Raw genomic sequence first — 13,366 nt, forward strand, 5'->3', positions numbered from 1 at the left:
CCGCCACCCGTGCGCCTTTGTGGTTGCTGGAACAACCAGGAAGGCGCACGGGCCCGGAGGGCCTAGATTCCGACCTTCGACAGGATCGCCGTCATCGCCGCCTGTACGCCGGTGGCGAGAGTCGGCTCGATCTCGGGCGCGAAGAACGGTGAGTGGTTCACCGGCACAGGCTTTCCGCTCTCGAGGGTCTCCGCGGTGTGACCACCGAACATCCAGAACACCGACGGAACGCCGATCACCTCGGCGAGCAGGCCGAAGTCCTCCGAGCCCATCATCGGAGACGACGGCGTGACGTTGTTCTCGCCCAGCACTTTCTGCAGCTCGGCGACGAGTTCGGCGGTGGCCTCGGGGTCGTTGTAGTTGCGTGGGAACGTGTACAGCTCCTCGATCAGCGGCTTCGGCGCCCCCGACGCGGCGGCCTCGGCGTAGATGATGCGGCGCAGCGCGGCATTGACCTGCTCACGCACCTCGGGGTCGAGGGTGCGCACGTTGATCGTGAACTCGGCCCGGTCGGCGATGATGTTCTCCTTCAGCCCCGCATGGAACGTGGCGACCGTGACGACCGCCGGCTTCATCGGGTGCACTTCGCGGGACACGATGGTCTGGATGCGGTTGATCATGTTGACGCCCTGGATGATCGGGTCGATCGAATCCTGGGGCTGGGAGCCGTGTGAGCCCTGGCCGTAGACGGTGACCTTCAGGGAATCGGCCATCGCCATCGCGTCGCCACTCGCGACGTGCACGGTGCCGGCCAACATCGGCCCGACGTGCTGCCCGAAGACGATCTCCGGCTTGGGTGCCCGGTCCCACAGGCGGTCCTCGACCATCGCCTTCGCCCCGGCTGCCGTTTCCTCGCCCGGCTGGAACAGGAACACGATCGTTCCCGCCCACGCCTCCCGCGCACCGGCGAGCAGTTCGGCGACGGTGAGGAGAGTGGCGACGTGCGTGTCGTGGCCACAGCCGTGCATCACGGGCACCTCGGTGCCGTCGTCGAGATGCCCGGTCGCGGCGCTGGCGTAGTCGACGCCGGTGTCCTCGGCGATCGGCAGCCCGTCCGAGTCGGCGCGGAACGCGACGGTCGGGCCGACGCCGTTGGTCAGCACACCCACCACTCCGGTGCCGCCGCAGACGAAGGTGTCGATCCCCAGTGCGACGAGGGAACTCTGGATCAGCTCGGCGGTCTTGTGTTCCTGCATCGACAGTTCCGGGTTCGCGTGCAGGTGGCGGTAGAGGTCATGCATCTTCGTCCGCAGCTCGTCGGTGAGCGCGATCGTCAGGTCGGTCATGGAGCCTTCTTTCGAATCAGGTGAATGTGAGATATCTCCGCGCATCGATTCCTACTCGATGGTCGCGAGCTCGGCTGGGCGCTGATCGTTCTTGTTCCTGAGGAACCACGCGAGGACCGCCGTCACGATCACCGCGATGCCGGTCGACGACAACGCGAGGCTCGGCACCGCCGGGACGACGACGAACGTGATGATCGCGGCCACCAGCAACGCGATCACGGTGGCCCGGGGCTGCTTCATCGACACTATCGCCTGCACCAGAACCGCACCCAGCACGGACGGCAGGATGTAGGAGCGGGTGACGGCCACGATGTCGGCGGGAATCACACTGATCAGCCAGGTGCCGAGCAGACCGACGAACACCGCCAAGGACAGCAGGTGCACCATCGCGGCGCCGCAGATCGCCAGGACCGCCGCGAGTTCGGCCCGCTTGGTTCCCGGCTTGGCCCCGATGTTCGTCTGCGCGATCAGCGCCGCCGGCAAGAGCTTGTTCGCGATGTTGCCGATCATGAACGCCTGATACATCGCCGCCGGACCCAGGATCGGGAAGTAGGTCAGCGGCTCGACCAGCCAGATGATGAAAAACGTTCCGGCGACCGCGGCGAACGCCGTCCACAACTGGCCCGCCGTGACATCCACGTCACCGAAGAAGACCAGGTACAGGGGCGCGCCGATCGACAGGAGCAACCCCAAGAGCATCGTGATGCGCCCCCACCGGGACGTCGTTGTGTCGAACTCGGCGAGTTCACGTTCTCCGGTGGACACCGCCACCGCTTCACCTGTGGTCATCGGGGAGCCTTTCGCAGTGGTCATGTCAGGACGTGGTGGTCAGGTAGGTGACGGTGAGCGCGACGAGGATCGAAATGCCCAGTCCCCATTCGCGGAGCCAGCCCTTGCCGAACCGCCGGGCCACGAAGAGGCAGAGACCCATTGCGGCCGCGGACGCGGCGAAGGCCACGATGTGGTAACTGGACTTCGTCAGTTCCTGAAAGCCGAGCGAGGCGAACGCACCGATCAGCGCCGCCGACGGCACGACCGCCATCAACGCCGGATTCACCGTGCGGATCTTCGCGTCCCCACGCTTGAGCAGCGGGGTCACGATCAGCGCGGACAGCATCCACATCACCCCGCCGATGCTCATCGCGAAGAACGCGACGACGAACACGTTCTGGGTGTAGCTGTCGGCGCCGAGTTTCGCGCCCACCGAGTCGGCGGCGATACTGGCCGCCGACACGTCGTACGCGGCGGAACCGATCAGGCCGATACGCGCCAGCACCGCGGGGGTGCCGAACAGCGCGAGCAGTGCAATCGCCACCAGACACACGGCGAGGGACGGTCCGATCGCCGACACCGCACCAGAGCGGAACGACACTTTCATGTCTTCCGGTGACATGTCCGCGACCGGTGCGACCTTGCGGACCGCGGTGATGTAGATCGCCGACTGCACGACGATGATGGCGAAGATGCCGGCCACCGCCACCCAGAGCACGGGTGAATTGGCGACGGCCATGATGTTCGTGGATGCCCCACTCGCAATGTTCATGGATCTCCCGGGGAGAGTGAGCAACCGGGTACCGGTCGCCCGAGCGGCGTGGAGGCGATCCGGTGGATCACCTCGTGTGACACCCGCTCTGTCCCGTGACCTGAGAGTGTTGAGACACACTCGTGGAAGTGTTCTCGTGCCCCGTCGGTGAGCATGCCGCAACCATCGACATGCTGCTCTCCAGAGTTCCCGACCCTGACTGTCCTGGTGCCTGAGAGTGTGTGGGTACTTGCTCCTTCGGCGCCCGGGACTCGGTCCCGGAACTCTCCAGCCAGGTTCATTGGGAGGAACCATCGAGATGGTTCCGAGCCGAACCGACTCGGAACGTACTGTTCCTCAGTCGTGTTACGAAACGATGACCGAACCGTTCCGACGTGTAAACACGATCCGGGACCGAATCCCCACTGCGCGTTCGCATACCGAACACCCCCACGTGAGCAGCAAAGCGTACCCGGGCACACTTTGCCACTCACCTGGGGTCAGGCGTGGACGTGCAGCGGTTTGCCGGCCACCGCCAGGAGCGCCTCGCCGAGGGCCTCGCCCTGGGTGGGGTGGGCGTGCACGAACTTCGCGGCCTGGGCGGCGTCGACCCCGAAGTTGTACAGCAGCTGCGCCTCGCCGATCAGCTCGCCGACGCGGTCGCCGACCATGTGCACACCGACCACGACGCCGTCCGGCGCCACGACGAGTTTGACCGCCCCCGACGTCTTGAGGATCTGACTCTTGCCGTTGCCGGCGAGGTCGTAGACGACCGTCCGGATGTCATCGCCGAACTTCTCCCGCGCCGCGGTCTCGGTCAACCCGACCGACGCGACCTCGGGGTGGGAGTACGTGACGCGGGGGATGCCGGTCTCGTCGATGACGTCGGGACGGAGCCCGGCGATCTCCTCCGCCACGAAGATGCCCTGCTGGAAGCCGCGGTGCGCGAGCTGGAGGCCGGGCACGATGTCGCCGACCGCGAAGACGTTCGGCACGGTGGTGCGCAGCCGGTCGCTGGTGACCACGAATCCCCGGTCGAGGACCACGCCGGTCTCCTCGTACCCCATCGAGTCGGTGTTCGGACCGCGGCCCACCGCGACCAACACGACGTCGGCGTCGAGCACGTCGCCGGAGTCGAGGGTGACGGTCACCGCATCCTCGTCCTGCGCCACCTCGGTGACCCGCACCCCGGTCTTCGCGGCGATCTTGCGACGACGGAACGCCCGCTCCAGGTATTTGGAGACCGCCTCGTCCTCGTTCGGGACCAGCCTCGGCATCGCCTCGACGATCGTCACCGACGCACCGAACGACGCCCACACACTGGCGAATTCGACGCCGATGACGCCGCCGCCGAGGATGATCGCCTTCTTCGGGACCGTCGGCAGCACGAGCGCCTGGTCGCTGGTGACGACTCTGCCGCCGATGCTGATGCCCGGCAACGTCTTCGGAGACGAGCCCGTCGCCAGAACGACGGCCGCACCGGTGATCAGCTCGCCGTCGACCTCGATACCGTTGGGCCCCACCAGCCGCCCGCGTCCGTTGACGACGGTGATGCCGTGGGAGTCGACGAGGCCCTGCAGGCCCTTGTGCAGGCGGGTGACGATGGTGCTCTGGTAGCTCAGCACCTTTTCGAGGTCGACGCCGCCGAACGTGACGTCGACCCCGAACTGCGCGGCCGTGCGGGCATTGTCGGCGACCTCGGCGGAATGCAGCAGCGCCTTGGTCGGGATGCACCCCTGGTGCAGGCAGGTGCCGCCGAGTTCGTTCTCTTCGATCAGAATGACCGAACGGCCCAGTTCGGCCGAGCGGATGGCGGCCGCATAGCCGCCGGAACCGCCGCCGAGGATGACGACATCTGCAGATCGGGACATGGGAACTCCTTGCTGGAACGGAAGTGGAAGAAATCAGAGAGCGGCGACGGCTTGTGCGTGCAGGCAGCCCGCCCGGTAGGACGACCGCACGAGCGGGCCGGACAGAACACCGAGGAATCCGATCTCGCGAGCGACCCCGTCGAGCATCACGAACTCCTCGGGTTTCGCCCACCGCTCCACCGGATGATGCCGGGCCGAGGGCCGGAGGTACTGCGTGATCGTGATCAATTGGCAGCCGACGGCATGCAGGTCCCGGAGTGCCTGAATCACCTCGTCCGTGGTCTCCCCCATCCCCAGGATCAGGTTCGACTTGGTGATCAGACCGTCCTCCCGCGCGCGTGTGATCACGTCGAGGGAACGCTCGTAGGTGAAGGCAGGCCGGATACGACGGAATATCCGGGGAACGGTCTCCACGTTGTGCGCGAGTACCTCCGGGCGGGTGCCGAACACTTCGCGCAGTTGCGCGGCGTCGGCATTGAAGTCCGGGATCAACAGTTCGACGCCGGTGCCCGGGCACAGTTCGTGAATCTGGCGGACCGTCTCGGCGTACAGCCAGGCGCCGCCGTCGGGCAGATCGTCACGTGCCACGCCGGTGACGGTGGCGTACCGGAGGCCCATGGTCCGCACCGATTCCGCGACCCGCCGGGGTTCTCCCCGATCGAGGGCCGCGGGACGGCCGGTGTCGATCTGGCAGAAGTCACACCGTCGGGTGCATTGGCTGCCGCCGATGAGGAACGTGGCCTCGCGGTCCTCCCAGCATTCGAAGATGTTGGGACATCCGGCTTCCTGACACACGGTGTTCAGGTTCTCGCGTTCGACGAGGGCGGCGAGATCACGGTATTCGGGGCCGGTCCGCATCTGCACCTTCATCCACGACGGTTTGCGTTCGACCGGGGTCTGGGCGTTGCGGACTTCGAGGCGGAGCAGGCGGCGGCCCTCAGGGTGTGCAGTCATGTGGGGAACTCCTATGACCGGTCGAAACCGGTCGGTATGCGACCCCGGCAGCACGGCACGGGGGGAAAGTGAGGGGAAGGCGAGCACACGACGACAACCGTTGCACTCGAGGCTGTCTGGGCTCTCACCGATCGGCGTGTGCGGTCACGTCCGAGCGAGGATCACTCGAGGATGCCAAACGACGAGGCGTTTTGGCAACATCGCCGCCCGCTCGGCGACCGGGACGGAGCCTGGGGAGACAAACCCGCCACGCCTGTGTACTGTTTGGCCAACCACAACTGAATACGCCGTTGACGCGCAGCGGGAGAACCTCCTTTTCGGAGGCGCCGTAGGAGCAACTTCCTCCCCGGGAATCTCTCAGGCCCCAGTACCGCAGCGAAGAGGCAACTCTGGAGAACAGAATCGGCCGCAGGCCGGTACTTACCGAAGGTGAAGAGCACGCCGCTCATGCGGTGCGCCCAAACTCTCAGGTTTCAGGACAGAGCGGGGAGGTGCCCCCTGTCGATGTCCGGTGCGGTCCGGACTCAACGAAACCGGAGTCACCTCGTGTCAGTCGAATCCCGCCACGCGCATCGCAGCGCGCCCCTCACCAGCGATTTTCCGTCACGCCACATCGGCCCTGACGCTTCCGCCACCCAGCGCATGCTCGGCGCCCTCGGTTACGACACGCTCGATCAGCTCATCGATGCCGCGGTGCCTGATCAGATCCGCAGCTCGGAGGCCATGGACCTGCCGGTGGCGCGGTCCGAGCAGCAGGTGCTGTCCGACCTGCGCACGCTGTCGGAGCGCAACGAGACCCGCGTCCAGATGATCGGCCTCGGTTACCACGACACGATCACGCCCGCAGTTCTGCGCCGCAACATGCTCGAGTCGCCGGCCTGGTACACCGCGTACACCCCGTATCAGCCGGAAATTTCCCAGGGCAGGCTCGAGGCGCTGCTGACGTTCCAGACGGTGATCGAGGACCTGACGGCCCTCCCCCTCGCCGGTGCGTCCCTGCTGGACGAGGCGACCGCGGTGATGGAGGCGGTGCTGCTGATGCGGCGCGCGAACAAGGCGAAGTCGGCGACGCCCCGCGTGGTCGTCGACGCCGACTGTCTGCCGCAGACCCTCGCGGTGGTGCGCGGCCGGGCCAAGTCGGTGGGCATCGACGTCGAGGTGGCCGACCTGACCGGCGGTCTTCCGGACGGTGACCTGTTCGGGGTCGTGTTCCAGGCGCCCGGGGCCAGCGGGCACGTGCGCGATCTGGCGCCGCTCATCGCCGCCGCCCAGGAGCGCGGCGCCCTGACCACGGTCGCGGCCGACCTGCTGTCGTTGACGCTGCTGACGCCGCCCGGTGAGCAGGGTGCCGACATCGCGGTGGGATCCGCGCAGCGTTTCGGTGTGCCGCTGTTCTTCGGTGGGCCGCACGCCGGTTACATGGCCGTGCGCGGCGGGCTCGAGCGCATGCTCCCTGGCCGGCTCGTCGGTGTGTCCGTCGACGTCGACGGGAAGACCGCCTACCGGCTGGCACTGCAGACCCGCGAACAGCACATCCGGCGGGACAAGGCGACCAGCAATATCTGCACCGCGCAGGCGCTCCTCGCGAACGTCGCCGCGATGTACGCCGCCTATCACGGCCCGGAAGGGCTGCGCGCCATCGCGACTCGGGTACACGGACATGCGACGGCCGTCGCGGGCGGCCTCCGCATGGCGGGACACTCGGTGGTCCACGACAGCTTCTTCGACACAGTGCTGGTCCACGTTCCGGCCGGGGCCCGCGATGTCGTCGACCGCGCCGACCGCGCCGGCATCAACCTGAGGCTGGTCGACGCGGACCACGTCGCGATCGCCTGCGACGAATGCACCACCGACGAGATCGTCGACCGCGTCCTGTCCGCGTTCGGCGCGCGAGTCGAGACGGCAACGGTCTCCGCGCTGCCGCAGTCGCTGCTGCGCACGTCGAACTACCTGCAGCACCCCGTGTTCCACGAGCACCGGTCCGAGACGGCGATGCTCCGCTTCCTGCGCGCGCTGTCGGACAAGGACCTCGCACTGGACCGCACCATGATCCCGCTCGGCTCGTGCACGATGAAGCTCAACTCCGCCGTGGAGATGGAGCCGATCAGCTGGCCGGGGTTCGCGTCCATCCACCCGTACGCCCCGGTCGAACAGACCAGCGGCTACCTGCAGCTCATTCGCGGCCTCGAGCGGTGGCTCGGTGAGATCACCGGATACGACCGGGTGTCGTTGCAGCCCAACGCCGGATCGCAGGGTGAACTGGCCGGTCTGCTGGCCATCAACGGCTACCACGACAGCCGCGGCGACCACGGACGCGACATCTGCCTCATCCCGCAGTCCGCGCACGGCACCAACGCCGCGTCGGCAGTGCTGGCCGGCATGCGGGTGGTCGTGGTCGCGACGGCGTCCAACGGCAACATCGACCTCGACGACCTGCGCGCGAAGATCGCGGCACACGAAGGCAAGATCGCCGCGATCATGCTCACCTACCCGTCCACCCACGGCGTGTACGAGAACGACGTGCGGACGGTGTGCGACCTCGTGCACGAGGCCGGCGGCCAGGTGTACGTCGACGGCGCCAACCTCAACGCGCTCGTCGGCCTGGCCCAGCCCGGGAAGTTCGGCGGCGACGTGTCGCACCTGAACCTGCACAAGACGTTCTGCATCCCGCACGGCGGCGGCGGCCCCGGCGTCGGACCGGTCGCGGTGCGTAAGCATCTGGCGCCGTTCCTGCCCGGCAACCCGCTCGGCGGAGACCAACTCGGCACCCCGGTGTCGGCGGCGAACTACGGCTCCGCCGGCATCCTGCCGATCACGTGGGCGTACATCGCCCTGATGGGCCCGGACGGGCTGACGGAGGCCACCAAGTCCGCGGTGCTGGCCGCCAACTACGTCGCGAAGTCACTCGACGCGCACTTCCCCGTCCTGTACACCGGACCCTCGGGTCTGGTGGCGCACGAGTGCATCCTGGACCTCCGTCCGGTCACGAAGGCCACCGGCGTGACCGCCGAGGACGTGGCAAAGCGGTTGATCGACTACGGTTTCCACGCTCCCACCCTGTCGTTCCCCGTCAGCGGCACGCTGATGGTGGAGCCCACCGAATCCGAGGATCTGGCCGAACTCGACCGCTTCATCGAGGCGATGATCTCGATCCGCCGCGAAATCGATCTGGTCGGCGAGGGTGTGTGGCCGCTCGAACGCAGCCCGCTTCGTCAGGCCCCGCACACCGCGGATCAGGTCACCGCCGACAACTGGGATCTGCCCTATCCGCGGCACCTGGCCGCCTTCCCCGTCGCGTCGCTGCGTACCGGCAAGTACTGGCCTCCGGTTCGCCGCATCGACGGCGTGCACGGCGACCGCAACCTCGTGTGCTCGTGCCCCGCGCCCGAGGCCTTCGAGAACACCACCGACATCGAACTGCCAATCAAAACCGCAGCAGCAAATTCCGGGGCGCTCGCCGAGACCCCCGAGGAGGCCTTCGCATGACCGTCACCACGACACCCGCGTCCCCGCTACTGGACGAGCACAGCGCTCTCGGAGCGCATTTCACCGACTTCGCGGGCTGGCAGATGCCGCTGAAGTACGACAGCGAACTCGCCGAACACCACGCCGTCCGTACGTCCGCCGGACTGTTCGACCTCTCGCACATGGGTGAGATCGCGGTCACCGGAACAGAATCCGGGGCACTGCTGGACTACGCCCTGGCCGGCGAGCTGTCGAAGATCGGTGTCGGGCGGGCCAAGTACTCGCTGCTGTGCAACGCGGACGGCGGCGTGATCGACGATCTCGTCGTCTACCGGCTCGCCAACGAGCACTTCCTGGTGGTCGCGAACGCTGCGAACGCTCCGGCCGTGTACCGCGAACTGGCGGCGCGCGCCGACGGTTTCTCGGCGAACGTCGACGACCAGTCCGCGGAGACCGCGCTGATCGCGGTGCAGGGACCGGCAGCCCAGGACATCGTGCAGTCCCTCGTTCCCGCCGGGCAGGTGGAGGCGGTGGCGGAGTTGAAGTACTACGCGGTGACCCGGGCGGTCGTCGCCGGCATCGACGTCCTCCTGGCCCGCACCGGCTACACCGGTGAGGACGGCTTCGAGCTGTACGTGCCGAACGCACAGTCCGTCGCGTTGTGGCGCGCACTGCTGGCCGCCACCACGGAGCGGGACGGCGTCCCCGCGGGTCTCGCGTGCCGCGACACCCTGCGGCTCGAGGCCGGGATGGCGCTCTACGGGCACGAACTGACCCTCGACACGAACCCGTACGAGGCCGGTCTCGGCAAGGTGGTCCGGCTGAACAAGGCGTTTGTCGGCCGCGACGCCCTGCAGGCGTTGTCGGAGCAAGCCCCCCAGCGGGTGCTCGTCGGTCTCGCAGGCACCGGACGCCGCGCCGCCCGCGCCGAATACACCGTTCACGACACGACCGGCGGAGCGGCCGTCGGCACGATCACGTCCGGCGCCCTGTCCCCGACGCTCGGGCATCCGATCGCGCTGGCGTTCGTGGACATCGCGTTCCGTGAGCCCGGCACCGAGCTGACCGTCGACATCCGCGGCAAGAAGGAACCGTTCGTGGTCACCCCGTCGCCGTTCTATCGCCGTTCCTGAACCCTCCCACTCCCTTCGGCCCCGAAAAAGGTACCGCCATGTCTTCAGCAGCCTTCCCCGACGACCGCAGCTACACCGACGACCACGAATGGGTCCTGATCGCGCCGGGCGCCGAGCTGCCCGACGAGCCCGTCCGCGTCGGCATCACGTCCGTCGCCGTCAACTCGCTCGGCGAACTCGTCTTCGTTGATCTGCCCGAGGTCGGGACGACCATCGTCGCCGGCGAATCGTGCGGCGAGGTCGAGTCCACCAAGACCGTCTCCGAGCTGTACCCGCCGGTGAGCGGCCGGGTGACCCTGATCAACACTGCCGCCGTCGACGACCCCGGCCTGGTCACCTCCGACCCGTACGGAGAGGGCTGGCTGTTCGCAGTCCAGCCGTCCGCGGCCGGAGAGCTCCTCACCGCCGCCGAGTACGCCGAGAAGAACGGAGCGAACGCATGAGCGTCCTGAACCGCGACCTCGCGGACTTCGATCCGGACGTCGCCGCTCTGATCGGCAAGGAACTCGAGCGTCAGCGCACCGGCCTGGAGATGATCGCGTCGGAGAACCACGCGCCGCTCGCGGTCATGCAGGCGCAGGGCTCGGTGCTGACCAACAAGTACGCGGAGGGCTACCCTGGGCGCCGCTACTACGGCGGCTGCGAGCACGTCGACTCCATCGAGCAGCTCGCCATCGACCGCGTCAAGGCCCTCTTCGCCGCGGAATACGCCAACGTGCAACCGCATTCGGGCGCCACCGCGAACGCGTCGGTGATGCACGCGCTGATCAAGCCCGGCGACACCATCCTCGGCCTGTCCCTCGCCGACGGCGGCCACCTCACCCACGGCATGCGGCTCAACTTCTCCGGCAAGCTCTACAACGTGGCAGCGTACGGGGTGTCCGAGAAGGACTACCTCATCGACATGGACGAGGTCGCGAAGGCGGCGCGTGAACACCGGCCGCAACTGATCATCGCCGGCTGGTCGGCCTACCCGCGCCAATTGGACTTCGCCCGGTTCCGGGAGATCGCGGACGAGGTCGGCGCCTACCTGATGGTCGACATGGCCCACTTCGCCGGCCTCGTGGCAACCGGATATCACCCGTCCCCGGTGCCGCACGCGCACGTCGTGACGTCGACGACGCACAAGACGCTCGGCGGGCCCCGCGGGGGGATCATCCTGACCAATGACGCGACCATCGCGAAGAAGATCAACTCGGCGGTCTTCCCCGGCCAGCAGGGCGGCCCGCTCGAACACGTGATCGCCGGCAAGGCAACGGCATTCAAGATGGCCGCCGAACCCGAGTTCGCGGAACGCCAGGAACGCTGCCTCGACGGGGCGAAGGTACTCGCCGAGCGCCTCAGCCGCCCCGACGTCAAGGAAGCCGGAATCAGCGTCCTCACCGGCGGCACGGACGTGCACCTCGTCCTCGTCGACCTCCGGGACGCCGACATCGACGGGCAGCAGGCCGAGGACCGCCTCGACGCGATCGGAATCACCGTCAACCGCAACGCCGTTCCGTTCGACCCGCGGCCACCGATGGTGACGTCCGGCCTGCGGATCGGCACGCCTGCACTCGCGGCGCGCGGTTTCGGCCGGGACGACTTCGTGACGGTCGCCGACCTGATCGCGCAGGCCCTCGTCGCCGCCGAAGGTACCGACACGTCGGCACTCGCGGCCCAGGTCCGCGCGCTCGCCGACAAATACCCCCTCTACCCGGAGCTGTAGGGATGACCATCAGCGTCTTCGACCTCTTCTCCGTCGGCATCGGCCCCTCCAGTTCGCACACGGTCGGGCCGATGCGGGCGGCGGGGACGTTCGTCGACGACCTCGGCGCACTCGGCGTTCTCGGGGACGTCGCCGGTGTCCGTGTCGACCTGTACGGCTCGCTCGCAGCGACCGGCGCGGGCCACGGCACCATGTCGGCGATCCTCCTCGGCCTCGAGGGGTATCGGCCGGAGACCATCGCCACCGAGGAGATGGAGACGCGACTCGCGGCGGTGCGGGCGAGCCGTCGGATCCGCGTCGCCGGGACCGTCGAGATCCCGCTCGCCGAGGACGAGATGGTGCTGCATCCGTTGACGGTGCTGGACTTTCACCCCAACGGGATGACCCTCACCGCCACCGGGGCGGACGGTCGCGAACTGCACGCGCAGACGTACTTCTCGATCGGCGGCGGCTTCGTCGTCACCGGCGCCGAACCGGCGGTGTCCGTCGGCGCCGGTGCGAACTCGTTGTCGTTCGGGTCGGCGCGCGAATTGCTCGACCTCAGCGAGCACTACGGACTCGGCATCAGCGAGGTGATGCTCGAGCACGAACGGGCCCTCCGGCCCGAGTCGGAGGTCCGGGCGCGACTGCTGCACATCCGGGACGTGATGGTCGAGTGTCAGCAACGCGGAATCAGCAGGGACGGGTACCTGCCCGGCAATCTGCAGGTGCGCCGACGCGCCCGCGGCTGGTACGAGCGACTGAACGCGGAAGACCCCCACCGTGATCCTGCGTTCGCCGAGGACTGGGTGAATCTGGTGGCCCTCGCCGTCAACGAGGAGAACGCGTCCGGTGGGCGGATCGTGACCGCCCCCACCAACGGCGCGGCCGGCATCATCCCGGCGGTGCTGCACTTCGCACTGCATTACACCCCGGCAGGGAAGGCGGATCCGGACGGCACGTCGGTGCGATTCCTGTTGGCGGCAGGCGCAATCGGATCCCTGTACAAGGAGCGGGCCTCGATCTCCGGGGCCGAGGTGGGCTGCCAGGGTGAGGTCGGCTCCGCGGCGTCGATGGCCGCCGCCGGTCTCGCCGAGATCCTCGGCGGCACCCCCGCTCAGGTGGAGAACTCGGCGGAGATCGCGATGGAACACAGTCTCGGTCTGACGTGCGATCCCATCGGGGGGCTGGTGCAGATTCCGTGCATCGAGCGCAACGCCATCTCGGCGGGCAAGGCGATCAACGCCGCCCGGATGGCACTGCGCGGCGACGGCACCCACCGCGTCAGCCTCGATCAGGTGATCGAGACGATGCGGGCCACCGGCGCCGACATGAGCTCGAAGTACAAGGAGACGTCCACCGGCGGTCTGGCCGTCAATGTGTCGGTGAACCTCGTCGAATGCTGACACGCCCCTCCCGGGGCGGCCGAAGAGACGCGACGCCGGGGA

10 protein-coding genes and 3 riboswitches are annotated in these 13,366 nt (G+C 67.9%); of the genes, 5 read left to right on the forward strand and 5 right to left on the reverse strand.

Annotated elements, in window-relative coordinates; genetic code table 11:
- Positions 1–62: 62 nt before the first annotated feature.
- The 5 genes from I1A62_RS22005 to lipA form a co-directional block, all read right to left on the reverse strand.
- On the reverse strand, positions 63–1,286 hold the full coding sequence (locus I1A62_RS22005; protein ID WP_124394757.1) for an amidohydrolase: 1,224 nt from the start codon (positions 1,284–1,286) through the stop codon (positions 63–65).
- A gap of 51 nt (positions 1,287–1,337) precedes the next feature.
- Positions 1,338–2,075, reverse strand: a complete 738-nt coding sequence (locus tag I1A62_RS22010; protein ID WP_124394758.1) for a hypothetical protein — start codon at positions 2,073–2,075, stop codon at positions 1,338–1,340.
- 25 nt (positions 2,076–2,100) lie between these two features.
- The gene (locus I1A62_RS22015) at positions 2,101–2,829 is read right to left on the reverse strand and encodes a DUF5058 family protein (RefSeq protein ID WP_124394759.1); all 729 of its coding nucleotides are present in this window, start codon (positions 2,827–2,829) and stop codon (positions 2,101–2,103) included.
- An 86-nt stretch (positions 2,830–2,915) separates the two neighbouring features.
- A riboswitch (glycine riboswitch) is annotated at positions 2,916–3,015 on the reverse strand.
- A 3-nt stretch (positions 3,016–3,018) separates the two neighbouring features.
- A riboswitch (glycine riboswitch) is annotated at positions 3,019–3,110 on the reverse strand.
- A 198-nt stretch (positions 3,111–3,308) separates the two neighbouring features.
- Positions 3,309–4,679: a dihydrolipoyl dehydrogenase gene (gene lpdA, locus I1A62_RS22020; RefSeq protein WP_219459782.1), complete on the reverse strand. Its 1,371-nt coding sequence runs from the start codon at positions 4,677–4,679 to the stop codon at positions 3,309–3,311.
- 33 nt (positions 4,680–4,712) lie between these two features.
- On the reverse strand, positions 4,713–5,633 hold the full coding sequence (gene lipA / locus I1A62_RS22025) for a lipoyl synthase (protein ID WP_219459783.1): 921 nt from the start codon (positions 5,631–5,633) through the stop codon (positions 4,713–4,715).
- Positions 5,634–5,924: 291 nt separating this feature from the next.
- A riboswitch (glycine riboswitch) is annotated at positions 5,925–6,016 on the forward strand.
- 121 nt (positions 6,017–6,137) lie between these two features.
- Between lipA and gcvP the strand changes: the two genes are divergently transcribed.
- Genes gcvP through I1A62_RS22050 form a run of 5 tightly spaced genes read left to right on the forward strand, consistent with a single transcriptional unit; the run spans position 6,138 to position 13,324 of the window.
- A complete protein-coding gene (gene gcvP / locus I1A62_RS22030) occupies positions 6,138–9,119 on the forward strand; it encodes an aminomethyl-transferring glycine dehydrogenase (protein ID WP_257890865.1) in 2,982 nt (993 codons plus the stop codon).
- On the forward strand, positions 9,116–10,231 hold the full coding sequence (gcvT, locus tag I1A62_RS22035; protein ID WP_219459785.1) for a glycine cleavage system aminomethyltransferase GcvT: 1,116 nt from the start codon (positions 9,116–9,118) through the stop codon (positions 10,229–10,231). Before gcvP ends, gcvT begins: the two co-directional genes overlap by 4 nt.
- 38 nt (positions 10,232–10,269) lie before the next feature.
- Complete coding sequence (gcvH, locus tag I1A62_RS22040) at positions 10,270–10,674, forward strand: glycine cleavage system protein GcvH (RefSeq protein WP_124394764.1); 405 nt, start codon at positions 10,270–10,272, stop codon at positions 10,672–10,674.
- Positions 10,671–11,939, forward strand: coding sequence for a serine hydroxymethyltransferase (gene glyA / locus I1A62_RS22045; protein WP_219459786.1), 1,269 nt, complete (start codon positions 10,671–10,673; stop codon positions 11,937–11,939). The genes gcvH and glyA overlap by 4 nt, the downstream gene beginning before the upstream one ends.
- A 2-nt stretch (positions 11,940–11,941) precedes the next feature.
- Positions 11,942–13,324, forward strand: a complete 1,383-nt coding sequence (locus tag I1A62_RS22050; RefSeq protein WP_219459787.1) for an L-serine ammonia-lyase — start codon at positions 11,942–11,944, stop codon at positions 13,322–13,324.
- Positions 13,325–13,366: the final 42 nt, after the last annotated feature.

This window comes from Rhodococcus sp. USK10 (assembly GCF_019378875.1).
Classification (GTDB): Bacteria; Actinomycetota; Actinomycetes; order Mycobacteriales; family Mycobacteriaceae; genus Rhodococcus_F; species Rhodococcus_F pseudokoreensis.

Coding starts and splice junctions, on each gene's coding strand:
- lipA (WP_219459783.1), bottom strand. CDS start 5,633: ATGACTGCACACCCTGAGGGCCGCCGCCTGCTCCGCCTCGAAGTCCGC.
- I1A62_RS22015 (WP_124394759.1), bottom strand. CDS start 2,829: ATGAACATTGCGAGTGGGGCATCCACGAACATCATGGCCGTCGCCAAT.
- gcvT (WP_219459785.1), top strand. CDS start 9,116: ATGACCGTCACCACGACACCCGCGTCCCCGCTACTGGACGAGCACAGC.
- lpdA (WP_219459782.1), bottom strand. CDS start 4,679: ATGTCCCGATCTGCAGATGTCGTCATCCTCGGCGGCGGTTCCGGCGGC.
- I1A62_RS22005 (WP_124394757.1), bottom strand. CDS start 1,286: ATGACCGACCTGACGATCGCGCTCACCGACGAGCTGCGGACGAAGATG.
- gcvH (WP_124394764.1), top strand. CDS start 10,270: ATGTCTTCAGCAGCCTTCCCCGACGACCGCAGCTACACCGACGACCAC.
- I1A62_RS22010 (WP_124394758.1), bottom strand. CDS start 2,075: ATGACCACAGGTGAAGCGGTGGCGGTGTCCACCGGAGAACGTGAACTC.
- glyA (WP_219459786.1), top strand. CDS start 10,671: ATGAGCGTCCTGAACCGCGACCTCGCGGACTTCGATCCGGACGTCGCC.
- I1A62_RS22050 (WP_219459787.1), top strand. CDS start 11,942: ATGACCATCAGCGTCTTCGACCTCTTCTCCGTCGGCATCGGCCCCTCC.
- gcvP (WP_257890865.1), top strand. CDS start 6,138: ATGTCCGGTGCGGTCCGGACTCAACGAAACCGGAGTCACCTCGTGTCA.